Consider the following 24452-nt stretch of genomic DNA (forward strand, 5'->3'; position numbering starts at 1 on the left):
CGCCAGTGCACCAGATCGTCCGACACCAGCTGTCCCCAGGCTTTGGCGCCGTGGGCGCAGGCCAGCGGGTTCCACTGGTAGAACAGCCGGAAGCGGCCGTCGAACTGGATAAAGCCGTTGGGATCGTTGAGCAGGCCCACCGGGGCGGCGATATGCCAACCGGGCCGGTGGGGATCCCCCTCGGCCCGGTTCAGCCCCCCGAGCAAGGCTTCGCTCAGCCTGTTCAGCCACTGCTGTTCGGTCATTGCCATATCTCCTTGCAGTTTGATGACAAACTCCATTATCTCGTTGTCACCTCCGCATCTCGTCGTCACCTCCGCGAAGGCGGAGGTCCATGACAGTTGGCAGTGGACTCCCGCCTTCGCGGGAGTGACAACGGAGTAAGCCGAAGGTTTGTCAGCTACCTGATTTCCATCAATCCAGCTTGTACTTCAGCAGGGTGGAGGCGGTGAAGGCCGCGCCGAAGGCGATGACCATGCCGATGCCATAGTTCAGCAGCGAGGCGGGCTGCACTATGGCCAGGCCCGGCAGGCCGGTCAGGCCCACGGCGGTCATGCCCACCTTGGAGGCCACCACATAGGCGCCGCCCAGGGCACCGCCGAACAGGCCGGCCAGGAAGGGCTTGCCGTAGCGCAGGTTGACCCCGAAGATGGCCGCTTCGGTGATGCCCAGCAGGCAGGAGGCACCGGCCGGCACCGTAATGGCCTTGAGCTTGGCGTCCTTGGTCTTGAAGTACACCGCCAGGCAGGCGCCGCCCTGGGCCACGTTGGACATGGCCCAGATCGGCAGCAGGAAGTTGACGGCGATGGCCGGGTTGGTCAGCAGCCCGGTTTCGATGGCGTGGAAGCTGTGGTGGATACCGGTGACGACGATGGCCGAGTAGGTGCCGCCGAACACCAGGCCCGCCAGCCAGCCGGCGTGATCGTAGAGGGTGCTGAGCAGCAGGGAGATACCGTCACCCAGGCCGCGGCCGATGGGACCCACGAACAGCAGCGCCACGAAGCCGGCGATCAGCAGGGTGAGGAAGGGGGTGACGATCAGATCCAGGGCGTTGGGCACCACCTTGCGCAGGCGTTTTTCCACCTGGCTCATCACCCACACCGCCAGCAGCATGGGAAACACGGTGCCCTGGTAGCCGACCATGCCCACTTCCATACCGAGGAATTCCATGGTCTTGAAGCCGTCGGCCACCGTCCAGGCGTTGGTCAGGGCCGGGTGGGTCAGGATGCCGCCCAGTGTGGCACCCAGGTAGGGGTTGCCGCCGAACTCGCGGGCGGCGGTAAAGCCGATCAGCACCGGCAGTATGATAAAGGCGGCCGAGCTGAACATGTCGAGCATGATGAACAGGGCGCTCTCGGGAGACACCCAGCCGTAGGAGCGCACCATGCCGAGCAGGCCCATCAGCAAACCGGCGGAAACGATGGCCGGGATGATGGGCACGAAAATATTGGACAGGGTCCGGGCCAGGCGCTGGGCCGGATTGAGTTTGGCGGCGGCCGCGTCCACCAGCTCCGCCTTGCTGGTTTCACCCAGGCCGGCGACCTTGGTGAACTCCGCGTACACCTTGTTGACCAGGCCAGTGCCGAAGATCACCTGCAGCTGGCCGGCGTTGGCGAAGCAGCCCTTCACCCCCTCCAGCTCCTGGATGGCGGCCTTGTCGACCAGGCTGTCGTCGCTCAGCACCAGCCGCAGCCGGGTGGCGCAATGGGCGGCACTGACGAGATTTTCCTTGCCGCCCAGCAACGGCAGCAGTCCTTTGGCAATGGCTTCAATATTCATAACAGCGAGTTCCCATTACAAAAACAAGGATGGGGACGAGAGCCGTCCCCATAAAGATTAGAACACGTACTTAAAGCGCACCCGGGCGCCGTAACGGTCGGTGGCGGTGGTGGACTCGGCCACATCGAAATCGGACCAGTAGGCGCCGAGCAGGATGCCGAAGTTGTCCAGATCCAGCACGTTGTCGAACCGGTAGGAGGTATAGACGGTGTTGCTCTTCTGGGTGCCTTCCAGGTACTCAAAACCGGCGGCGGCCTCGTCTATCTTGTTGCGGCCGTAGATATAGCCCAGGCCGAACTGGTTGAACAGCACGTTGGCGCCCAGGGTCAGGTTCTCTTCGTTCAGCGCATCCAGGTAGGCGGCGTTGAGGTTGGCCTTGATGACGCCCGACTGCCAGCCGAAGGTGGTGCCGTAACCGGTGCGGCGGGCCACCTTGCGGCCTTCGTCGTCGATAATGGCGTCGTCCACCAGGTTGTGCTCGGCACCCAGCGCCCAGCTGAAGTCGCCCAGCTGCCAGCGCATCGCCGGCCGCACCACGATGGAGTCCTTTTTCTTGGTCAGTTCATGGCCGTGGTACTGGGCACCGTTGAACAAGTCGAGGCGGTTGCCGAACAGCGTGGCCAGCTCCAGGTAAAGATCGCCCAGCTGGCGGCTGACCATGACGTGACCGGCGTCGCCGGCGCGGCCGCGGGCTTCCTTGGCCATGTACAGGTAGGCGGAGCCGTCGGTGTAGAGGCCGGAGGAGGTGTCGCCGGAGTGCTCCACGAACACGTCCTGGCCCAGGGGGAAGAGATCCAGCGCCTCGAAGCGGCCGATCTTCATCTCGCCCACGTCATTGCGGCCGAAGGCGAACCAGGCATCGTCCGAGCCCACGCCGCCGCTGCTGCCCAGGGTGGGCTGGGCCTTGAACTTGGCATAGGCGCCGGAGTCGGCAACCCGCTCCCCGGAGACGTCGAGCAGCAGCCGGCCGGTCTGATCCCAGCGGTCGTTGCGGCCGTCGTTCATATACAGGTTGCTGTCTTCCTGCTTGTTGGCGGCGTTGATATCGAATTCCACGTCGCCGCCCAGGCTCAGGCGGCCCTTGTTGCCTTCCCAGGTCACTTCGGCATTGGCGGTGGCCGCGGTCCCTGCCACCAGTAAACCCAACAATAATGCTTTCCTTGTCATTTTCTTCTCCTGCAATTAAACGAGAGTGAGGTTATGGGCGATAAAGGCCTCCATCGCCGCCGTGTCCGGCAGGGCCGCCATGGCCCCCAGTCGTAGGCAACACTGGGCGCCACAGGCCTGGGCCTGGGTCAGAACGGTGGCGAATTGCGCCTTATCGGCTTGGGGGTAGGTGGCCAGGCCCGCCAGCAGGCCGGCCATAAAGGCGTCCCCCGCCCCCGTGGTGTCGACAGCTTCCACCGCGAAGGCGGGCTGCCACAGTCGCTCCCCCTTGAGGGAGGCCAGTACCCCTTCCGCGCCCAGGGAAATAAGCACGAAAGGCAACCGGTATTCGTTTTCCAGGGCCGTCATGGCCAGGTTGGGATCGGCGTGGCCGGTAAGCAGTTCGGCTTCCTCGCCGGACAGCTTGAGCAGGTCCACGTCCGGGATGATGCGTTCCAGCGACGCCTTGAGGCTGGCTTCGTCCGGCCAGCGGCTCAGGCGGATATTGGCATCGAAGCTGACGAAGCCGCCGGCCTGGCGGATGCGACGCACCGCCATCAGGGTGGTGCCCCGCGCCGGCTCGGCGGTCAGCGCCAGGGAGCAAAGGTGCAGCCAGTCGCCGGCCTCGAAGGTGGGCAGGTCGGCCGGCTCCAGCAGCTGGTCCGCCGACTGCCGGGCCAGGAAGAAAAAGCTGCGTTCGCCCCGGGCATCCAGCGCCACCAGGGTGGAACTGGTGGGCAGCCGCGCGTCCTGCCGCACCCAGTTGGTGACAACGCCTTCACGCCCCAGGGTGTCGATGATCATGTCGCCGAAGGGATCCCGGCCCAGCCGGCCGACAAAGGCGGAGGACACGCCCAGCCGGCGGATACCCACGGCCACGTTGGCCGGTGCTCCGCCCACACAGGGCAGCAACTGGCCGCCTTCGGCCGGCAGCAAGTCCATCACACCATCACCCAGGCAATAAATCACAGACATCGTCTTCTCCGTTCGCACTTGATGGGAGCACCATAGCTAAACCGATTTAGCCAAACAATGACTTCCTGCTAAAACGTTTCAGCTTTGTGATCCAGCTTAAAAAAGCGGGCTCAAAAGGTGCTATATGAGACTGTTGATGATAAAAAACTAAGCTTTCTCCGGGGCGGGCCGATATGGTTGATGGATCAGTATCGACTCGAGTGACGTACAGGCGTCACCGGCGCATATCACGCAAAAAACACCCTGGAAGGAAGCCCGATGAATAACGCCCCCACCCTTGCAACTCCGCGACACAACCGCGGCCGGACCCTGGGCCGCCCTCTTGCCACCACCCCCGCTTTTTGAGGATATCTTCATGAATGCTTTAGGTTTTATCGTCGATATGAGCGTACGTAAAAAGCTGATCTTCGGGTTCGGGGTGGTACTGCTGGTTTCCCTGATCAGCGCCTGGCTCAGTTACGGGCGGATGCAGACTATCCAGCACCTGATCGAACGCCTGGTGAAAGTCGGTGAAATCGAGGCCCTGGTGGTCGACGCCCGGATGAATGAAAAGAACTACCTGCTGCGCCACGACGAACAATATATCGAGCAGGCACTTGCCCTGACCCAGCAAGCCGCGGACCAGAGCGCCGACACCTTGAAGCTCCTGCACTACCCCGAGATCAGAGACCAGGTAGCGGCGTTACAGCAGCGCCTCGGCAGTTATCGGGACAGCCTGGCCAGCCTGCGCCGGCACCAGCAGGCCGCGGTCGACGCCCAGCAGCAGCTGGAAAGCAGCGCCCGCCAGGCCATGGAGCGGTTCGAGGAGCTGGAGTTCAGGCTGAGCAGCGAAGCCATCCGCCAGCTCAGGAGCATCGGCGAGACCAACGGCCTGAGAATGCTGGACGTGGCCGGCCAGGCCAATATGCTGAGCAAGGCGGTACTCATGGTGCGCCAGGCGGAAAAGAACTATGTCAGCAGCCGCAACCCGCTCTACGCCGACGAGCTGTTCAAGCAGCTGCAGGATCTGGCCACCAAGGCCGATGTGCTCAAGAACAACTACCAGGGCCGCAACCTGAGCCAGCGCCTCGGCGCCAGTGATGCCGCCGCCCTGGTCGACGCCGCCCTGGCCGAGCTGGGCCGCTACCGGCAGAGCTTCGAGCGGCTGCAGCAGGGCTATGAGCAGTTGCTCGGCACCGAAGCCGGGATGACGGAGCATGCGCGCGAGATGATGGCCTCGGCCTCAAAAGCGGCGGAACTGCAGGTCGGCATACTGCTGCAAAACGGCGATGAGGCCCGGCTGATCATGCTGGTGTCCACCGGCGTGGCCTTCGCCGCCGGCATCCTGATCGCCCTGCTGATCACCCAGAGCATAGTGGCGCCGCTGCACCAGGTGGTGGCGCTGTCCCGCACCATCGCCGCCGGAGACCTGTCCCACAATATCCGAAGCGATCGCCGGGACGAGCTGGGCCAGCTGATGCAGGCCATGCAGCACATGACCGAAAACCTGCGCGACCTGCTCACTCGACTGACTTCCGGCATCGAACAACTGGCCACCGCCACCGAGGAGATGTCCGCCGTCACCGAGCAGACCAGCGCCGGCGTCAGCCAGCAGAAGATGGACACCGAGCAGGTGGCCACCGCCATGAACCAGATGACCGCCACCGTGCTGGAAGTGGCCCGCAGCGCCGAGGCCGCCGCCGGCTCCGCCCAGGAAGCGGACGGTCAGGCCCGGCAGGGCACCCTGGTGGTGCAGCAGGCGATCGGCCGTATCGAAAGCCTGGCCCAGTCAATCGAAGCCTCGGCCGACGCCATCGGGCGACTGAGGCAGGACAGCGGCAATATCAGCACAGTGCTGGACGTGATCAAGGGCATCGCCGAGCAGACCAACCTGCTGGCCCTCAATGCGGCCATCGAGGCGGCCCGGGCCGGCGATGCCGGGCGGGGCTTCGCGGTGGTGGCGGACGAAGTGCGGGCCCTGGCCAGGCGCACCCAGGAATCCACCGTGGAGATAGAAGGGCTTATCGGCACCCTGCAACAGGGGGCCCAGGGCGCCGTTGCCACCATGGACGCCAGCCGTCAGCTGGCCGACAGCACGGTGGCGGCGGCCCGCCAGGCCGGCGCCTCCCTGGACGAGATCAACGGCTCGGTGTCGAGCATCCAGCAGATGAGCCAGCAGATCGCCACCGCCGCCGAAGAGCAGACCTCGGTGGCGGAGGAGATCAACCGCAGCGTGTCCAATATCCGCGACGTGGCCGAGCAGTCCGCCGCCGCCACCGAGGAAACCGCCGCCACCAGCGTCAGCCTGGCCCGCCTCGGCGGCGAGCTGCAGGAGCAGATCGCCCGCTTCAAGCTGGCCTGAGGGCGGGAAGCTGGAAGCGGGAAGCGGGAAGCGGGAAGCGGGAAGCCGAGTCTACCTACGGCTCGGTCTGCTTCAAGCTTCCAGCTTCAGTAGGCTCCGCCGATGGCCGGCCGCAGGTTGTCGTAGAGGGGAATAAAGTCGTTCAGTTCGGCCGGGAGCATCTCCGCGCTCACCTGCTCCAGCCGCTCCCGGGCCCGCTTGATGCTGGAGGGGCGCAGCAGCTGCACATTGGGGTAAAGGCGGCGGGCCTCGGCCAGCAGCTGCTCGGCCTGCTCCGGCGCCCGGGCCGCCGTCAACGCCAGGTAGGCGTTGTAGTAGACGCCCGCCCGGGGCGTGTGGGTCAGGAAGCGGCGGGCCCAGCCGGCATAATCCAGCAGCTGCGCCCGATCCGATGCCAGCAGCGCCTTTTTCAGCTGCCAGTGATGGCGGTAGAAGGCCACCCTGTCATGCCAGATCAACGGATTGACCACCGCCTTCAGCTCGGCTTCTGCCCGGCCCTCGTGCTGGGCGTAGCGGGTCAGTTGCTGGCCGGCATAGAGGCCGCTGGCCATAAACAGCATCAGGCCGATACCCCAGGCCCGCACCGGCCAGCGGCTCCAGGCCGGGGGCGCTGGCAACAGCCGGCGCTGGCCGTATTCCGCATCGATCACGAAGATCAGCACCAGCACCATAAACCAGTGCGGCAGCGAGTGGTAGAAGGGAAACTCGGTCTGGCTGTGGATGAAGATGGGCGTCAGTATGCCGACCCAGGCCAGGGCCTGGGCGAAGGGCACCCGGTGCAGCAGACGCAACACCAGAACGGTGATCAGCACCAGCCCCAGCAGCGGCACCAGGCCGCCTTCGATGGCCCAGAACAGGAACTCGTTGTGGGGGTGGCCCATCTCGGTGAACAGGGCTTCGGCCCCGTTCTGCTCCCGCCACTGGGCGTAGGTCTGGTAGAAGGCGGACTCGAAGCCGCCGTAGCCATGGCCGAACCAGGGCTTGTCCAGCCACATGCGCAGGCCGTGGGCATAGATGTCGAAACGGCCGTCGGCCTGGGTGTAGATGTTCAGGCTGCGCTTGCTCATCTCGAACGCCTCCAGCCCGAACACCCCCGCCAGTATGCCGAGCGGGATCAGGGCCAGGCTGGCCAGCAGCCGCTTGGAGCGGGTCTTGATCAGGGTCTGCCATACCAGCGGCAACATCAGCCCCAGCCCCAGCAGCAGGCCGAGCTGCCCGGCCCGGGACTGCAGCAGCACCACCAGCACCGCCCCCGCCCCCAGCACGGCGGCAAACCAGGCCGACTTCAGCAGAAAGGGCCGCCAGGGCGACTTGGCCTCGTTCAGCCACAGGTACACCGCCAGCACCATGCCGGTGACCACGAAGCTGGCCATGACGTTGCGGTGCTGGAAAATGCCGTAGGGGGAGCGCACCTCGGTGTTGTAGCCGAACCGGTTGCCCGGCTCCAGCAGGAAGAACTGCACCATGCCCAGCAGGATTTCCACGCTCACCGCCAGCAGCAGGCAATACAGCAGGTAGCGCCGGCCCCGGCCATTGAAGCGGCACTGCTGCAGGGCCAGGTAGAACAGCAGCCCCCCGGTCAGCCCCAGCATCCGCGGCAAGGCATGGCCGGCCACCGAATTGTTGTGCGGATAGAGAAACGGCAGCCACAGCACGGCACTGGCCACCACCACGCCCAGCCAGAAGCGGCTGGTGAGCAGACGCCGGCGATGCCACTGCCAGAGGCCGATGGCCGTCATCAGTCCGACAAAGAACCAGCCCGCCACGTTGAAGGGCAGCTGCAAGCCGATACCGAACAGGTGGGGCAGGTAGAGGTGCATGCCGAACAGGGCGTAACACGCCACGCAGACCAGCATGATCTTGGCCAGGCGTTCCTGTTGCAGCAGGGGCTGATACATCATAATAAGGCGGAAACTCACGGGCCGGGAGCCATCAACAAGCCTCTACTTTACCAGCTAGAAGCCTCAAGCTGAAAGCGGGGAACCGACTGTCGGAAGATTTCCGTCGCTTCCCGCCTCCGCCGACCGAAGCGCCCTCTCGTTTAACCCCCGGCCACGGCACGGTGTGGTAGGCCAGTCCGAGGGTTCGCGCTGCGCGCGAAGGCAGGCGGGCCGCCTGCGCTCCAGCTGCAAGACGCGCTAGAACTCGAACGTGTAGAACAGGTCTATCGCCTGGCTCAGGCCGCTGGTGGCCTGCAGGTAGAGCCTGGGCAGCAGCTCGTAGCGCAGTCGCAGTTCGCCGATGGCCGAGAACACCCCCACCCCGTAACCGATCTGCAGGCCGGGCAATACGTAGGCGCTGATATTGACCTCGGTACTGTCGCCGGAGCCGACGGTGTCCACCGACACATCCTGGAAGCCGAGGGCCTCCCCCAGGCCGGTGACGATGCCGCCAAACTGGCCCACCCCGGCCCCGAGCAGCATGGACTGCACCAGGGCGTTGCCGTCACTCTCGCCCCCTTCCATGCCCCGCCCGCGCAGCAGGTAGGACAGCTGTTCCACCTGGGGCATCTGCGGCTCGGAGAACACCGCAAACTCCGGCTGGTTGGCGCTGCCCGTGACCCTGACCCCCACAGTGATGCTGCGGTCGGCCATGGTGGCCGGATTGCGGATGGCCTCGACCGAGAGGTTGGGCTGATCCAAGGGGCCGCTGAACAGTATGCTGCCCTCGCGGATCAGCAGGTTCTGGCCATAGGCACGGAAGTTGCCGTCCACCAGCCGGATCTCGCCGCTGCCGCGCATCGGCCGCCCCGGCGGCTGGGTGATGCGCAGCTGGCCTGCCAGCCGGGTATTAAGGCCGAAGGCGGACAGCCGTACGTCCTCCGCCAGCCGCACCTGGACGCGGATATCCAGGGGCAGGCTGGGGGTCGTCTCGGGGATGATGCCGGAGGGCTGCACTATGACCACGTCGGACGACTTGGACACGGCGCTTTCCGGCAGCTCCTTCACCTCGATGCGCGCCCAGGGGATGACGATGTCGCCGCGCACCCGGGCCTGCTCGCCCAGGCTGATCTGCAGATCCGGGCTGACCCGCACCCGGCCCATGCCCGGGTAGCCGGCTTCCAGCTCGCGGCCCTGCAGGCGAATTTCGCCGCTCACCGGCAACTGCTGCCAGCTCAGCTCGCCGCTGATGTTGAGCGGCCCCTCGCCCACCCGCAGCCGGCCGTCGATAACGGCGGCGTTGCCGTTCACGCTCAGCCGGGTGCTGAAATCCCGCACCAGCACCATGTCCGAGTAGGTGTCCACCTCGCCGCCGGTCAGATTGATATCGCCGAACAACAGGGGCGCGTCCAGGGTGCCGTCCAGCCGGGCCTGGCCGGCCAGGGTGCCCTGCAGCCGGGCCACTTCCGGCAACAGCGGCGCCAGCCAGTCGAGCTTGAGCTCGCGGATAACGAGATTGCCGGACAGCGCCCGACGCCCGCTCGGCTCCGCCACATTGGCGTCGAGGGAGAGGTTGCCCAGCACCTCGGAGTCAAACAGCAGGGACGACTGCAGCCGGTCGCCGGCCATGTCGACCCGCAGTTGCAGGCGCTGGTAGTCGAGCCGGGTGGCGCCGCTGACGAAGGTACCGGGAGGGGTGGAGATGTCGGCATTGAGGCGGGGGCTGTCTCCCTGCCAGCGCAGCTCCACCCGGCCGCCGAGCATGGCTTCCCAGGAGAATTGCTCGGGCAGGAAGGGCGCCAGCCGGGCCAGGTTGAACTCGCGGATATCGACCCCGGCCTGGCCCTCTTCGGCGCCGGCCACCAGGGGGTCGAAGCAGAGGCTGGCCCCGTTCGAGCTCCAGCAGTGGGCGCTGGCCCGCAGCCGTTGCTCGCGCCAGGACAGGGCCAGCTCCTGCTGCAGGGCCCAGCGTTCCAGCGGGGTATCCAGCCAGGCCCGGCCCAGGTTGCCCTGCCAGCCCTGCGGGCCCAGGCTGCCGGTGAGCAGCAGTTCGGCGGCAAGCGGCTCGCCGGCCACGGCGAACTCCAGCCGGTGGGCCGCCTCGTTACCCGTCGCGGTGAGCCGCAAATCGCTGAACGCGAACTCGCCGGCATTGATACTGGCGACCCTTAGCCGGATGTCTCCGCTGATGTCCTCGCCCAGCGTCGCTTCGGCTTCCAGTGACAGCTCTTGCGCCAGCATCTCGTTGAAACCGGCGCGGCCGCCCCGCAGGCTGGCCTGGATCTCGGGGGCGGCGAGCTCGCCCCGCACCCGTATGCTGCCGGCCAGCTCACCGAACAGGCCGGGGGCGTAGACCGCCAGTTCGGGCGCCTGCAGCTCGGCGTCCAGTTGCCAGCGTTCGGCGATGGTGCCGTTGACCGTCAGCCGGTTGTTGCCGTTGTTGAGCACCAGCTCGCTGAGGGTGCCCTGCAGATCCTGGTTGAGATCGATCCCGCCCTTGAGCGACAGCGGATAATCCCGCAGCCGGCCGTGGATATCGGGGCTGGCCTCGAGCTGCCATTGCTCCCCCCTGAGCATAAAGCGGGTATCGAGCTCGCCGTTGAGGCGGCCATCCAGCCCGGCCACAAAGGCCTCCGGATCCACGTCGGCGAGCGTCAGTATTCCCTGCCAGTCGATGCCCTCCTGCCAGCCCAGCCGGCCTTCCACCTTGACTTCGCCCTGGGGCAGGCGCAGCTCCAGCGGCGCCAGCTCCAGGCCCTGCGGGTTGCCCCGGGCCGCCAGTTCGATGCCGATGGGCGGCAACTCGGGACCCCGGCCCTCGGCGGCGAGCCGCAGCCGATAGTCTTCGAGGGTGCCGTTCAGGGTCAGTTGGCCCTGCTCCAGCCGCCATTCCGGCGCGATTAGGGGCCAGCCCAGCCGCTGCCAGTCGAGGGCGAGCTCGAAGGGCAGGTTCGGATCCAGCGGCCTGGCCTGCAGCCGGGCCTGGGCGGCGATGACTCCCTCCAGGCTGAGCTCGGCGGACAGCTCGGCCAGGCTCTGGCGCAGCTGCAGCGCCAGGGCCTGGCCCGCCAGTTGCCCTTCCAGCAGGGGCTGGTGCAGGGTGGCCGCCAACGCGAGCTCGAGCGGGTAATCGTCGCTCAGGGTGATATGACCGCCAAGCCGGACGTCCGCCCACTCATGGGCCAACTCGAAGCGCTGGATCTCGAGCCGGCTGCCCTCGCCTTCCAGCGCCAGTTGCAGGCGGTGCAGGGCCTGCACCTCGTCGCCCTGCACCAGCCGGCTGTCGGTCAGGCTGAGCTGTTCGAGCCGCAGGGGAAAGGGCAGCACGATTTCCGGCAGCACCAGCGGCGGTCTCGCTGCCGTGGGGGCTTCGGTTTCCGCCCCGGATGCCTCGCCGGCCGGCAGCAAGGTGATGGTGAGCCCCGCCATCTCCGGGCCGGTGATCACCATGCCGTCGTCGTCCCAGCGCGCCGCCACCAGCAGGCTGTCCCAGGCAACGGTTTGCCCGGGCAGCTCGATGCGCACCCGATCGGCGCGGATCTCGTCCAGATCGATGCGCAGCGGCGGCGTCAGCTCCAGCAGCGGCTCGGCGGCCTCTTCGTCGTCACTCCCCTCGGGCAGGCTCTCGATACGCACCAGTATGTCGGCCGCATCCAGCCGCTGCAGCCAGAAGCGGCCATCGAGCAGCTTGCCGAGCTGCCAGTCGATAGTGACAGTGCTGGCGGAAAACGCCAGCGAGTCCTGCTGGTAGCTCAGCTCGGAAAACCGCCAGCCGGTGCCCAGCTGGCCGGCCACCAGGGTGCCGTCCAGCCCCGGCACCTGGCGCTTGGCCAGCTCCCACAGCCACTGGTTGCCGGTATGGGTAAACAACAGGCTGACCAGCAGCATCGAGAGCAGGGCAATGGCGGCGATGGCGCCGAACAGGCTTCGTTTCAACCAGATCATAATTCAGGCCCCAGGGTGAAGTGCAGCCGCCAGGGAGTATCCTCCTCGGACACCCCGAACGCCAGATCGAGGCGTACCGAGCCCACCGGGGTCAGCCAGCGTACCCCCACGCCGGTGCCCACTTTCCAGGGGTCGCTGTAGTCGTTGGTGGCGGTACCGGTATCGACGAAGGTGGCCAGCCGCCATTTTTCCGCCACCTTGTAGTCGTATTCCAGGCTCAGGGCCGTGGTGTACTTGGCCCCGGTGCGGTCGCCGTTCTCGTCGCGGGGGCTGATGGTCTCGTAGCCGAAGCCCCGCACCGTGAGGTCGCCACCGGTGAAGAAACGCAGCGACGGCGGCAGGCTCTCGACTTCGTCCACCCAGACCGCGCCCTGCTCGGCGCGGGCGATGACGCGTTGGTTGTCGGACAGGGAACGCAGCCACTTGCTGCGGCCCCAGGTCCGGATAAAGCGGGTATCGGAGCCCCACCAGGGTTCGGACAGCTCCAGGGTGATGCGCTGGGAGTCGCCCCAGTCGGGATCCAGGCCGCCGCGCGACCGGGTCCGGCTGTAGGACACCCCGGGGATCAGCAGGAAGCTGTCGTCCTTCTGCTCACCCTGGGTATAGGACTCGTATTCCGAGCGGATAAAGACGTCCCGGGTCCAGCCGTAGTCATTCTTGTCCCAGCGGTGCACCGAGGCCACCAGGCGGTCGCTCTGGGTGTCCCGCTGATCCAGGCGCTGGTAGCCGCCCTGCAGGGTGTAGTAGTTGTCGAGCGGATGGCCGCGGGGGATCTTGTAAACGAAGGTGATGTCCTGCTTGGGCGCCGACAGCTTGAGGCTGGTGTTGAAGCTGTGCCCCAGGTTGTTGATCCAGGGTTTTTCCCAGCCGACCGAGGTGCGGGGGCCCTCGTCGGTGGAGAAGCCCACGCCCAGCTCCACCTCGTTGTCGGCCTTGGCGCGCAGCAACACCGACAGCGGGATATGGTGGTCTTCGTCCGCCTCGCCCACCAGGGGCAGCACTTCCACCTGGCGGAAATAGCGGGTGGAAGAGAGCGAGCGGCTGAGCTCGGCCACCCGGCTGGCCAGGTAGGGCTCGCCCGGCTGGACGTTGACCAGGGGCCTGAGCAGCCGATCCACCGGGCGATCGGTATCCACCCTGAGCTCCCCGAACCTGAAGCGGGGGCCGGAGTCGAACGACAGTATGACGTCGGCGGCATTTTCCCAGGGATGCACCAGCACCTGGCTGCGCCGGTAGCGGGCGTCGAAATAGCCGCGGGCCAGGGCCAGGCTGAGCAGGCCGGTCTTGGCGCTTTCGTAGCTTTCGTGGTTGAGGATATCGCCCTCGTTCAGGCCCAGCTCGCCGACCCGCTCCTCGAACAGCGGATCCGAGGCCGCGTCGCCCTGCAGCAGCACCTCGAGCCGGCGGATGCGCACCGGCTCGCCGGCCTCCACCCGCACATTGACCCGGGCCGGATTGCGCGGGTCCGCCGCCACCTCAATCTGCGGACTGTAATACCCCAGCGCCTGCAGGCTGTCTTCCACCGCCGTCACTATGTCCTTGTGGAAACGGGGCAACTGCTCGGCCTGGATGGCCGGCAGCTGGTTCAGGTAGGCCCGGGTATTGTCCGCCAGCTCGCCGCGCAGGCCCGACAGGCGGAAGCTGATCTCCTCGGCCCGGGCCCCCGGGCTGAGCAGCACCAGGATAAGTATTCCCCATACAGCTTTGCTCATAGCGCAACCCGTTTACTCGTTGTTGTATTGGACAATTTTTGCCGCAAGTCGGCGACTTTCGGCACAACGTCGATTTTTATTGATCTTGTCGTTCGGTCCGGCCCAGCAGGCGTGGCACACTGCAGCTCTTGTTCGCCTACAGGAATCCCTTATGTCCCGACCAGACAACCACCATGCCCTGCTGGGCTTCGCCGGCTTCAGCGGCAGCGGCAAGACCACCCTGCTGCGCCAACTGGTTGCGCTGCTGAACCGGCGCCAATTGCGTATTGGCATTATCAAGCACAGCCACCACGACGTGGAGCAGGACACCCCGGGCAAGGACAGCTACGAGCTGCGCCACGCCGGCGCCCGTCAGTGCCTGCTGGCCGGACCTCATCGTAGTATTCTGACCTATGAGAACACCAAGGTACAGGAGCCTGATTTAAACGAATCCCTTTCACGGCTCAGCCTGGACCAGCTCGACCTGGTACTGGTCGAAGGGTTTCGCGAGGCCCCCATTCCCAAACTGGAGGTGCACAGACCCGCCCACGGCAAACCGCTGCTGTGCCGGCACGACCCCCATATCCTGGCGGTGGCCACCGACGATGCCGGGCTGGATGCCCCGGTGCCGCTGCTGGATCTGAACGACCCCGAAGCCATCGCCACCCTTATCGAACAATGGCGGGCGGCAGGACGCCTGCAAGCTCGTCGGGCTTGAGCCCTTCCCCCGCCGGATAGCCGCAGGCACGGCGATAGGCGGCATAGAGCAAGGGGCTGCGCTTGGCATACTGCTGATGCCGTGGCAGCCCCAGCGCGAAGGCGCCCACCGGCAGTATGCGTACGCCGATCTCGCGGCCGCTTTCCAGCTCCAGTTTGGCCCGGCTCTGCTGGGCCCATTTCTGCTGCAGCGAGCTCTGCACGTAAAGCGCCGGGCTGAACTCAGCGCCCCGATCGCAAAACTGCCCTTCCTTGTCGAAGGCATCCACCGCCGCCCAGTACAGGGTCAGCAAATCGCCGTAACCGATCAGGTTGTCATCGTAGTCCACCCGCACCACCTGGCGGCGCTGGTGCTGGCTGCCGCTCTGCATCCAGCCGGCCTCGATGCGCTCTATGCCGGGCCTGTCCGCAAACAGCGACTCCATCACCCAGAAGCTGCCGCCGGCGAACACCGCCTGGGTGGCCCAGGCCTTGGGCGCCAGCAACAACAGCCCCAGCAGCAGCAGGATGTTTCCAGTCATTCGCTTACCCCATCACCAATCCCCGGATTATGCTAATCGATTGAAAGCAGATGGAAACATTTTTTAACTGCGGGCTCGGTTTCAAGCGCTCAGCACCCCGCCATTGCTTTCTCCCTCACCGCCCCAAATTAGGGCATAATGAGTCCTATCGACGTCCATTCCCCGGGCAAGTTCCCTTGCCGGCACGGATGGCACCCTGGCGAGACCCTAATGACCCCAATCTAAATCCTGCTGTTGCTGGCCGTAGGCAGCATGCTCGGCGCCCGGTTCGGCGCCAGGCTCAGCATCGGCGCCAACGGAGTGAAGTGGATAAAATGGCTGACTCTGGTGATGATAGTCGCCATTATCGGCAAACTGGGCTTCGATCTGTGGTATTGAGCGAAGCGGCAAGCTGCCGACAAGCCGTAGCATGACGTAGCTGTGACTTCCGCGTCCCTTCTCGTCACGCCCGCGGCCCTTCTCGTCACTCCCGCGGCCCTCTCGTCACGCCCGCGCGCCTCTCGTCACTCCCGCGAAGGCGGGAGTCCAGGTGTTGGGCGCCGATGTGGTGTTGGCGTTATGGATCCCCGCCTTCGCGGGGATGACGGTATAGGGGGCGGGGATGACGGGGGGATCGGACATGGCGGGGGGATCGGGCATGGCGGGGAGCATAACGGAGTGATGGCGGGCTTGGGCATAGCACCCACCGGTCTCTGATATCGGGATATAAAGCAGGAAAAAACATGAAACTGTTCAGGCAACTGGCCTGGTTCTTCAAGGCCCACTGGCGCACCTACAGCCTGGCACTGCTGATGCTGGCCACGGTGGCGATGATGAACATGAGCATCCCCTACCTGATCGGCCAGGCGGTGGACAGCCTGATCGCCTCCCCCACCGGCGAGGCCGAGGGCCGGCTTCTGGTGCTTATCCTGCTGCTGGGGGTCGCCATCTACGCCCTGCGCCTGGGCTGGCGCTGGATCCTGTTCGGCACCTCCTACCGCCTCGGCAACCTGCTGCGCCGCCGCTTCTTCGAGCTGCTCACCCGCCAGGGCCAGGCCTTCTACGGCCGGCATAACACCGGCGATCTGATGGCCCGGGCCACCAACGACATCGACGCCATCGAAGTGGCCGCCGGTGAAGGGGTGCTGTCCGGCTTCGACGGCCTGCTCACCCTGCTGCTGGTGCTGGTGATCATCTTCGGGGTGCTCGACTGGCGGCTGTCGCTGGTGGCGCTGTTGCCCTTCCCGCTGATGGGGCTGGCCTTCTACCGTATTTCCAACCGCATCCACCATCATTTCAAGGTGGCGCTGGAGCAGTTTTCGGTGCTCAACGACAAGGCCCAGGAGGCCATCGCCGGAGTGCGGCTGGTCAAGTCCATGGGCCGGGAAGAGATAGAAAGCCGCCAGTTCGGCGCCATCGCCGAGGCGGCCGCCGAGCGCAACTACCAGGTGGCCCGGGCCGAGGCCCTGTACGAGCCGGTGGTGTTCCTGTCCATGTCCGCCGCCCTGCTGCTGACCCTGGGCTTTGGCGCCTGGCTTATCTGGCATGAGCAGCTGAGCGTGGGCCAGCTCACCAGCTTCACCCTCTATCTGGCCCAGCTGATCTGGCCCATGTTCGCCTTCGGCTGGCTGCTCAATATCGTCGAGCGCGGCAGCGCCGCCCTGACCCGGGTCGAGGCCCTGCTGGCGGTGCCCGACAGCGTGCCCGACCGGGGCCGGCAGGTGCCGGAGAACGCCCATATACGGGTGCGGGAGCTCGGCTTCCACTACCCCGAGCAGCGCCAGCCGGCCCTGAGCGGGCTGAGCGTCGAGCTGGCCCCGGGCCGGGTGCTGGGCCTGGCCGGCCCCACCGGCGCCGGCAAGAGCACCCTGCTGCAGTTGCTGATGCGCTACTGGGAAACCGAACCGGGGCAGATCAGCGTCGGCGGGCATCCCATCGCCGACTGCCGCCTCGACGCCCTGCGCCGCCTGTTCGCCTATGTACCCCAGGACGCCTTCCTGTTCAGCGCCAGCATCGCCGACAATATCCGCCTGGGCCGCCCCGAGGCGAGCCGGGAAGAGGTGATGGACGCCGCCCGCCAGGCCTGCGTGCACGACGACATCGCCGCCCTGCCCAAGGGCTACGACACCCAGGTGGGCGAGCGCGGCATGACCCTGTCCGGCGGCCAGCGCCAGCGCCTGGCCATCGCCCGCGCCCTGCTCGGCCGGGCGCCGATACTGGTGCTGGACGACGCCCTGTCGGCGGTGGACGTGCACACCGAGCAGCAGATACTGCACCAGTTGCGCGGCCGCCGGGACCAGGGCTGCATCATCGTCAGCCACCGGCTGTCGGCGCTGGAGCACGCCGACCAGATACTGGTGCTCAACCACGGCCGGCGGCAGCAATCCGGCCGCCACGAGCAACTGATCGTGGAAGACGGCTGGTACAGCCGGATGTGGGCCTATCAACAGCTGGAGGCGGTACTGGATGAAGCCTGATCATCTCCCCCAGGGCAAGGGCACCTTCGGCCTGCTGCTGGATTACGTTTACCGGGACAAGCGCCTGCTGGTGAAGGCCCTGCTGCTGTTGCTGCTGGCCACCGCGGCCGACGTGGCCGGCCCCCTGCTGGCCAAGGTGTTCATCGACGACTACCTGCTGGCGGGCCACCTGCCCCTCTGGCCGGTGGCGGGGCTGGCGGCGACCTATGTGCTGGCCCAGGTGGCCGCCGCCTGGCTCAGGTACCAGCAGACCCTGCGCTTCACCGAGATGGCGCTGGCGGCGGTGCTGGACATACGCCAGAAGGTGTTCGCCCATGTGCAGCAACTGCCCATGGCCTTTTTCGACCGGGCCATGACCGGCCGGCTGGTGAGCCGGGTCACCAACGACACCGAGGCGATCAAGGATCTCTATGTGCAGTTCTTGTCGGTGGTGCTGACCAACCTGGTGCTGCTGGTGGGCATCATCATCGCCATGGCCTGGCTCAACCCCCAACTGATGCTGGTGGCGCTGCTGCTGATCCCGGCGGTGGTGGGGGTCATCTACCTGTACCAGAAGTTGAGCGGCCAGGCGGTGGCCGACAGCCGCCAGTTGCGCTCGGAGATCAACAGCGACATCAGCGAGTCCATCGCCGGCATGGCGGTACTGCAGGCCTGCGGCCGCCAGCAGGCCGCCACCGAGCGTTTCGAGCAGCTCAACCAGCGTTATTACGCCGCCCGCATGCGCACCATCAAGGTCGGCGCCGCCCTGCTGCGCCCGGCCATCGATCTGCTCAGCGTGCTGGCCCTGCTCGGCATCCTGCAGGTGTTCGGCTGGCAGGTGGTCAACGGCGTGGCCGAGGTGGGGGTGCTGTACGCCTTCCTCAACTTTATGGGCCGCTTCACCGAGCCCCTGGCCGAGATCACCCAGCGCTTCAACCTCTACCAGCAGGCCATGGTGGCCGGAGACCGGGTCTACCAGCTGATGCACCAGCCGGTGCAGCACTACGGCCGGGCACTCGACAGCATCCCCGAAGGCGCGGTCGGCTTCAATGGAGTGGACTTCGCCTACCGGCCCGACAAGCCGGTGTTCCGCGGCCTGAGCCTGGACATTCCCGCCGGTGCCTTTATCGGGGTGGTGGGCCACACCGGCAGCGGCAAGAGCACCCTGCTCAACCTGCTGCTCAACTTCTATCCCCCCGGCGGCGGCGAGATCCGTCTCGACGGCCGGCCCCTGGCCGACTATAGCCGGGAAGCTCTGCGCCGGGGCATCGGTCTTATCCCCCAGGAGCCCTTTATCCTGGCCGGCAGCATCTACGACAATATCGACATGGGCCGGGGCCTGCCCCGCCGGCAGGTGGAAGAGGCCGCCCGCCAGGCCCACCTGCTGGAGCTGATAACGGGCCTGGAGCAGGGCCTGGACACCCGCCTGGGGGAGCGCGGCACCCGGCTGTCCACCGGCCAGCGCCAGCAACTGGTGATCGCCCGGGCCCTGGCCGCCTCGCCCCGGATACTGCTGCTGGACGAAGCCACCGCCAACGTGGACAGCGAAACCGAGCAGGTGGTGCAGCGGGCGCTGAAGGCCCTGCACGGCAAGGTGACCCTGATAGTGGTGGCGCACCGGCTTTCCACCGTCAGCCAGGCCGACCGCATCCTGGTGATGGCCCACGGCGAGCTGGTGGAGCAAGGCAGCCACGCCGAGCTGATGGCCCTGCCCCAGGGCCGCTACCGGGCCATGTACCGGCTGCAGCAACAGGCCCGGCAGGTGGCGCTGGCGGAGCAGGAATCCTGACCCGGAATCGCCGATAAATTCCGCAGTCGGAGCGGGCAAGGCAGAAAAAGACTGGCCGGCCGTTGCATTTCCTGCCGGCTTCGCGCAATGCTGTGCGGGTAAGCGGCAAAACCGTGTTCGATGTTTGCACGGCCAGCAATGAACCCGGCCATGCCGCAAATATTTTTTTAACCGGGGCCCCCAAGTAGCACCGCCAAGCTACGCTTTTTATATAAGAAGCCCTGAAACCGAAAGTGGCGCAGAGGGGACCTTTATGGGCGCAATACAGCATGCAGAACATCCTCCTCTTGGCTACTCAGAGCAGGAGCCAGAGCCGGTGACCACACCACTACCCAAACCCACCCGGCGACGCTGGCGGTTGGTGCTGTGGCTGTTTGTGCTGCTGTTGCTGACGGCCTCGGCCGGGCTGGTGGGCTATGAAATGCGCACCTCCTGGCTCCAGGCCCGAGAGATCCCCCGTTATGCCCAAACCCTGACCTATTCCCTCGAGCCCGGCGCCACCCAGGCGGTACGCTACCCCAGCCATGGCCCCTTCGATCAGCGCATGGGCTACACCCGGCTGCCGGAACTGCTCACCCGGCTGCAACAGAACAACTTCGTCATCGAGCAACAGGCCCAGTTTTCCCCGGCCCTGCTGGAATATACCCAGCGCGGCTTTTTCACCCCCTACCAGGAAAAAACCCAGGCCGGGCTCTTTATCGACGACTGCCGGGCCGAATCCATCCACGACTACCGCTATCCCCAGCGCCACTACGAGCGCTTCGACCAGATACCGCCGCTGGTGGTAGGCAGCCTGCTGTTTATCGAAAACCGGGAGTTGCTCAATACCGAGCAGCCCCTGGCCAACCCGGCGGTGGACTGGCCCCGCTTCGCCAAGGCGGCCATGTCGCAGCTGGGCCGGGCCCTGGACATGCAGGACGACTCGGCCGGCGGCAGCACCCTGGCCACCCAGATCGAAAAATACCGCCACTCCCCGGGCGGCCTGACCCACTCCGCCAGCGAGAAGCTGCGCCAGATGATCTCCGCCAGCGTGCGCGCCTACCAGCACGGGCCCGAAACCCTGGAGGCCCGCAAGGCGGTGGCCCTGGACTACATCAACTCGGTGCCCCTGGCGGCCGCTCCCGGCCATGGCGAGGTGCACGGCCTGGGCGACGGCCTGTGGATCTGGTTCGGCAGTGAGCTTGAACGGGTCAACCAGTTGCTGGACCCCACCCGGAACCAGAACACCCCCCTGGCCGAGCAGGGCCAGGTCCTGCGCCAGGTGCTGGCGCTGATGATCGCCCAGCGCCGGCCTTCCTACTACCTGTTCCGGGGCCGGGACGACCTCAATGCCCTGGCCGACAGCTACCTGCGCATCCAGGCCCAGGCGGGCATCATCAGCCCGGCCCTGCGCGATGCCGCCCTCGGCCAGAAGCTGGTGTTCCGCAATTTCCGGGAAGACCCGGCCACCGTCTTTATCGACAACAACAAGACCCTGCAGGTGACCCGGGGGCGGCTGGCCAGCCTGCTGGGGCTTTCCCTCTACGAACTCGACCGGCTGGATCTCTCCGCCAGCACCACCCTCAACGCCGAACTGCAGCAGAAGGTAAGCGACTACCTGCACCGGCTGGCGGATCCGGATTTCGCCCGGGAAATCGGCCTGTTCGGCGAGCGGCTGCTGTCGCCGGAAAAAACCGCCGACGTGCGCTACAGCTTTACCCTGTTCGAGCGCGGCGCCGACAGCTTCGACGTGCGGGTGCAAACCGACAACACCAACCAGCCGTTCGACATCAACGAGGGCAGCAAGCTGGAGCTGGGCTCCACCGCCAAGCTCAGGGTGCTGGCCACCTACCTGGAAATCATCGCCGAGCTGCATCAGCACTACGGCAGCAAGTCGGTCGATAGCCTGCGCCAGCTCAACCCCGACCGGCAGGATCTGCTCAGCCGCTGGGCCATCGACTACCTGATCCGCACCCCGGATCGCAGCCTGCCCACCATGCTCAACGCCGCCCTGGAGCGGCGCTACTCCGCCAGTACCGGCGAGCGCTTCTTTACCGGCGGCGGCATGCACACCTTCGGCAACTTCCGCCGGGAGGACAACGGCCGCAACCCCACCCTGGTGGAGTCGCTGCGCGAGTCCATCAACCTGCCCTTTGTGCGGCTGATGCGGGACATAGTGCGCTACAGCATCCACCAGAGCGAAAACCGCACCCAACTGCTGGAAGACGACAAGGATCCGCGCCGCCAGGAATACCTGAGCCAGTTTGCCGACCGGGAAGGCCGGGTGTTCCTGCTGCGCTTCTGGCGCAAGTACCAGAGCAAGACCACCGAAGAGCGGCTGGACACCTTCTTCGACGGCCTGCGCCCCACGGCGGTACGGCTGGCGGCGGTGCACCGCTACCTGATGCCCGAGGCCAGCCCGGAGGAGTTTGCCGCCTTCCTGCAGGCCCGGCTGCCCAACGAGCGGCTGACCGAAAAACGCCTGGACGAACTCTACACCCGCTACGGGCCCGGCGCCTACAGCCTGCCGGACCAGGGCTATATCGCCCGGGTGCACCCGCTGGAACTCTGGCTGCTGAGCTATTTGCAGGCCTCGCCCGCGGCGACCTTCGCCGACGCGGCCGAAGCCAGCAAAGACGAGCGCCAGGAGGTATACGGCTGGCTGTTCAAGACCCGCCACCGCAGCGCCCGGGACAGCCGGCTGCGCATCATGCTGGAGGTGGAGGCCTTTTCCGACATCCACCAGCGCTGGCATCGGCTGGGCTTTCCCTTCGATCACCTGGTGCCCTCGCTGGCCACCGCCATCGGCAGCTCGGGCGACAAGCCCGCCGCCCTGGCGGAGCTGATCGGCATCATCCTCAACGACGGCGTGCGCCTGCCCACGGTACGTATCGACCAGCTGCACTTTGCCGCCCACACCCCCTACGAGGCCCGCCTGGGGCGAGTTCCCGGCCAGGGCAAACGGGTAATGAACAAGGAAGTGGCGGCGGCCCTGCGCAACGCCCTTTCCCTGGTGGTGGAAGGGGGTACCGCCCGCCGGCTGCAGGGCAGCTTCCGGCTGGAAGACGGCACCCCGCTGGTGCTGGGCGGCAAGACCGGCACCGGCGACAACCGCATCGAAACCGTGGGCCGCGGCGGCCAGGTACTGAGCTCCCAGGCCCGCAACCGCACCGCCACCTTCGTGTTCTTCCTGGGCGACAACCATTTCGGCACCCTCACCGCCTATGTGCCGGGCCGGGAATCGGACAAGTTCCGCTTTACCTCGGCCCTGCCGGTGCAGGTGCTGAAAGGCATGGAGCCGATACTGCGGCCCTACCTGCAGCCGGGCGCCCGGAGCCAGTGCCAGCAGCAACTGGCCGCCAGCCCCGAGCCGAAGGAGGAGAAGGGTGAGACCTGAGGGGTGTGAGCGTAAGGGGTAAGGCGTGAGGCCCTGAGCGTTATTCCAACACCTCCAGCCGCACCGGCGCCACCCCGGCCCGCAGCATATTGAGCTCGCGCGCCGCCTGCTCCGACAGATCGATCACCCGCCCCCGGGTATAGGGGCCCCGATCGTTGATGCGCACCACCACCGAGCGCTGGTTGTTGAGGTTGGTCACCCGCACCCGGCTGCCGAAAGGCAGCGTCTTGTGGGCGGCGGTGAGGGCGTTCTTGTCGAAACGTTCGCCGTTGGCGGTTTTGCGGCCATGGTGGCGCTGGCCGTAAAAGGAAGCCTGGCCCTCGGCGATGTAACGCGGCTCGGGCGGCGCGGACACCGGCTCGGGATCGCTGCTACAGGCCTGCACCAGCAGCACCACCGGCAGCCACCACAGCCAGCGCAGATATATTGCTTTCACCACTGTACCTCATTGTTCGTTATTGCTGCTCCAGCCAGGCCACCAGCGCCACCGCCTCGGCGGGGCTCGCTACCCTCAGCTTGGGAATGCAGCAGATACCGAGCCGGGCGGCATAGGCGCGCAGGCTCTCGTTCAGGGCTGGGACGGATATTAACCGCTGTTGCCGTTGCCAGTACAGGCTGCCGTCTTCCCGCTGCGACAAAAGGTGCGGCCAGCCCTCGCCGTCGATCAGCCCGTCCCCCGCGTGGGGGTGATGGGCCTCGCAGTCGTCCGCGTTGGCCACCCAGGCATAGCCGTGGCCGTCCGCAAACTCGATGATCGCCGGCCAGGCGATGGGAACGGCTTGATAAACATCGTTCATTTTCAACTCCTCACGGCTGTCTGCCGCCCCATCCGCGACGGTTGCCAGGGCCGTTGCCGGCCACTATACCTAAAGTGCTGCACGCCCACCGAGCCGGCCGCCCTGGCCGGCACCTGCAGCCCTCTCCCCAAGGAGCTGATGATGAACCTCTCACCCTCTCTGCCCCGGCTAGGCCTCGGCCTGGTGCTGACGGCCCTGTGCGGCCCGGCCCTGAGTGCCACCGCAGAAGAAAAAATCGCCAGCGCCATGAGCGCGGCCCCCGCCTCCATCAGTGCCATGGCCACCATCCTCGACTGGCCGGACAACATGGCCGACCCCATGCCCGAGCTGCGCCCCGGCAGCAACGGCTGGATTTGCCTGCCGGACATGCCCGCCACCCCCGGTAATGATCCCATGTGCCTGGACGAGGTATGGATGGGCTGGCTGCACGCCTGGATGACCAAGACCCAGCCCCAAATAGACAAGGTGGGTTTTGGCTACATGTTGCAGGGCGGTACCCCCGAAAGCAACACCGATCCTTACGCCACCGGCCCCGCCGACGACAACGAATGGATCACCGAGGCGGTACCCCACCTGATGATACTGGTACCCGATGCCGCCATGCTCGACGCCCTGCCCCACCAGCACGACAACGGCGGCCCCTGGGTGATGTGGCGTGACACCCCCTACGTCCATATCATGGCCCCCATGCCGCCCCATACCCCCTGAGCCGGCGGAATAACCATAAAAAAGCCCCGCGGGCACAGGCACTCGCGGGGCTTGTTTGCCCTGTATCTCGTTAAATACCTAGTATCTTCTTGGCCTCGGACAACAGGCGCATCGACTCATCGTGATCCCCCGCGTTATGCCGGGCCTCGCCCTCGGCCCTGAGCTCGGCCACCCTGGCCGCATCTTCCGCCGACAGCATCGGCATCTCTTCCAGCTTGGCATCGATCGCCCGCATCAGCCCGGGGCAACCATGGGCCAAGGCCGCCCCGCTCGCCAACAGCAATACCCCGGCCAGCAAGGTGGAAATCAAGGAACGCATGTTTACTTCCTCCAATGACTTATCGCCCCTTAA

The 24452-nt window shown here is 66.1% G+C and carries 17 protein-coding genes and 1 pseudogene; 7 read left to right on the forward strand and 11 right to left on the reverse strand.

Annotated features, from left to right (window positions below; translation table 11 throughout):
• From JKV55_RS03580 to JKV55_RS03595, 4 genes and pseudogenes are all read right to left on the reverse strand, one after another.
• Positions 1-245 (reverse strand): annotated as a pseudogene (locus JKV55_RS03580) (glycosyl hydrolase family 32); the annotation flags it as partial.
• A 169-nt stretch (positions 246-414) separates the two neighbouring features.
• Positions 415-1779, reverse strand: coding sequence for a sucrose-specific PTS transporter subunit IIBC (locus JKV55_RS03585; RefSeq protein ID WP_202082381.1), 1365 nt, complete (start codon positions 1777-1779; stop codon positions 415-417).
• A gap of 57 nt (positions 1780-1836) precedes the next feature.
• The gene (locus JKV55_RS03590) at positions 1837-2946 is read right to left on the reverse strand and encodes a carbohydrate porin (RefSeq protein WP_202082382.1); all 1110 of its coding nucleotides are present in this window, start codon (positions 2944-2946) and stop codon (positions 1837-1839) included.
• A gap of 15 nt (positions 2947-2961) precedes the next feature.
• On the reverse strand, positions 2962-3900 hold the full coding sequence (locus JKV55_RS03595; protein ID WP_202082383.1) for a PfkB family carbohydrate kinase: 939 nt from the start codon (positions 3898-3900) through the stop codon (positions 2962-2964).
• Between the two features lie 355 nt (positions 3901-4255).
• Between JKV55_RS03595 and JKV55_RS03600 the strand changes: the two genes are divergently transcribed.
• Positions 4256-6241: a HAMP domain-containing methyl-accepting chemotaxis protein gene (locus tag JKV55_RS03600; protein ID WP_202082384.1), complete on the forward strand. Its 1986-nt coding sequence runs from the start codon at positions 4256-4258 to the stop codon at positions 6239-6241.
• 86 nt (positions 6242-6327) lie between these two features.
• Here the strand turns inward: JKV55_RS03600 and JKV55_RS03605 are convergent, their stop codons facing one another.
• The 3 genes from JKV55_RS03605 to tamA all read right to left on the reverse strand — a co-directional run bounded on the left by JKV55_RS03605 (position 6328) and on the right by tamA (position 13778).
• Positions 6328-8142 carry a PglL family O-oligosaccharyltransferase gene (locus JKV55_RS03605; RefSeq protein ID WP_202082385.1) on the reverse strand — a complete coding sequence of 605 codons (1815 nt, stop codon included), beginning with the start codon at positions 8140-8142 and terminating at the stop codon, positions 6328-6330.
• Positions 8143-8379: 237 nt separating this feature from the next.
• Positions 8380-12066 (reverse strand): autotransporter assembly complex protein TamB, encoded by a 3687-nt coding sequence (gene tamB / locus JKV55_RS03610; RefSeq protein WP_237332647.1) that lies wholly within the window; start codon positions 12064-12066, stop codon positions 8380-8382.
• Positions 12063-13778, reverse strand: coding sequence for an autotransporter assembly complex protein TamA (gene tamA, locus JKV55_RS03615; RefSeq protein ID WP_202082386.1), 1716 nt, complete (start codon positions 13776-13778; stop codon positions 12063-12065). The genes tamB and tamA overlap by 4 nt, the downstream gene beginning before the upstream one ends.
• A gap of 151 nt (positions 13779-13929) precedes the next feature.
• Here tamA and mobB point away from each other — a divergent pair, with 151 nt between their 5' ends.
• Positions 13930-14475 carry a molybdopterin-guanine dinucleotide biosynthesis protein B gene (gene mobB, locus JKV55_RS03620; protein ID WP_202082387.1) on the forward strand — a complete coding sequence of 182 codons (546 nt, stop codon included), beginning with the start codon at positions 13930-13932 and terminating at the stop codon, positions 14473-14475.
• Here mobB and JKV55_RS03625 read toward each other — a convergent pair.
• Positions 14426-14995: a peptide-methionine (S)-S-oxide reductase gene (locus JKV55_RS03625; protein ID WP_237332648.1), complete on the reverse strand. Its 570-nt coding sequence runs from the start codon at positions 14993-14995 to the stop codon at positions 14426-14428. The genes mobB and JKV55_RS03625 overlap by 50 nt on opposite strands.
• A gap of 252 nt (positions 14996-15247) precedes the next feature.
• Between JKV55_RS03625 and JKV55_RS20070 the strand changes: the two genes are divergently transcribed.
• From JKV55_RS20070 to JKV55_RS03640, 4 genes are all read left to right on the forward strand, one after another.
• Entirely contained in the window at positions 15248-15373 is a 126-nt protein-coding gene (locus tag JKV55_RS20070; RefSeq protein WP_255511236.1) for a hypothetical protein, read from the forward strand.
• 344 nt (positions 15374-15717) lie between these two features.
• Positions 15718-17451 (forward strand): ABC transporter ATP-binding protein, encoded by a 1734-nt coding sequence (locus JKV55_RS03630; RefSeq protein ID WP_202082388.1) that lies wholly within the window; start codon positions 15718-15720, stop codon positions 17449-17451.
• Complete coding sequence (locus tag JKV55_RS03635) at positions 17441-19219, forward strand: ABC transporter ATP-binding protein (RefSeq protein ID WP_202082389.1); 1779 nt, start codon at positions 17441-17443, stop codon at positions 19217-19219. Before JKV55_RS03630 ends, JKV55_RS03635 begins: the two co-directional genes overlap by 11 nt.
• 253 nt (positions 19220-19472) lie before the next feature.
• Complete coding sequence (locus tag JKV55_RS03640) at positions 19473-22595, forward strand: transglycosylase domain-containing protein (RefSeq protein WP_202082390.1); 3123 nt, start codon at positions 19473-19475, stop codon at positions 22593-22595.
• Between the two features lie 40 nt (positions 22596-22635).
• On the opposite strand, the gene JKV55_RS03645 is transcribed toward JKV55_RS03640, so the two are convergent.
• Together JKV55_RS03645 and JKV55_RS03650 are read right to left on the reverse strand one after the other, a co-directional pair.
• Complete coding sequence (locus JKV55_RS03645; RefSeq protein ID WP_369409617.1) at positions 22636-23031, reverse strand: septal ring lytic transglycosylase RlpA family protein; 396 nt, start codon at positions 23029-23031, stop codon at positions 22636-22638.
• A 19-nt stretch (positions 23032-23050) separates the two neighbouring features.
• Complete coding sequence (locus JKV55_RS03650) at positions 23051-23392, reverse strand: DUF4144 family protein (protein WP_202082391.1); 342 nt, start codon at positions 23390-23392, stop codon at positions 23051-23053.
• Between the two features lie 141 nt (positions 23393-23533).
• On the opposite strand from JKV55_RS03650, the gene JKV55_RS03655 reads away from it, so the two are divergent.
• Positions 23534-24100: a hypothetical protein gene (locus JKV55_RS03655; RefSeq protein WP_202082392.1), complete on the forward strand. Its 567-nt coding sequence runs from the start codon at positions 23534-23536 to the stop codon at positions 24098-24100.
• Positions 24101-24170: 70 nt separating this feature from the next.
• On the opposite strand, the gene JKV55_RS03660 is transcribed toward JKV55_RS03655, so the two are convergent.
• Positions 24171-24419, reverse strand: a complete 249-nt coding sequence (locus JKV55_RS03660; RefSeq protein WP_202082393.1) for a PA2433 domain-containing protein — start codon at positions 24417-24419, stop codon at positions 24171-24173.
• Positions 24420-24452: the final 33 nt, after the last annotated feature.

It is taken from the genome of Zobellella iuensis (assembly GCF_016746085.1).
Lineage (GTDB): Bacteria > Pseudomonadota > Gammaproteobacteria > Enterobacterales > Aeromonadaceae > Oceanimonas > Oceanimonas iuensis.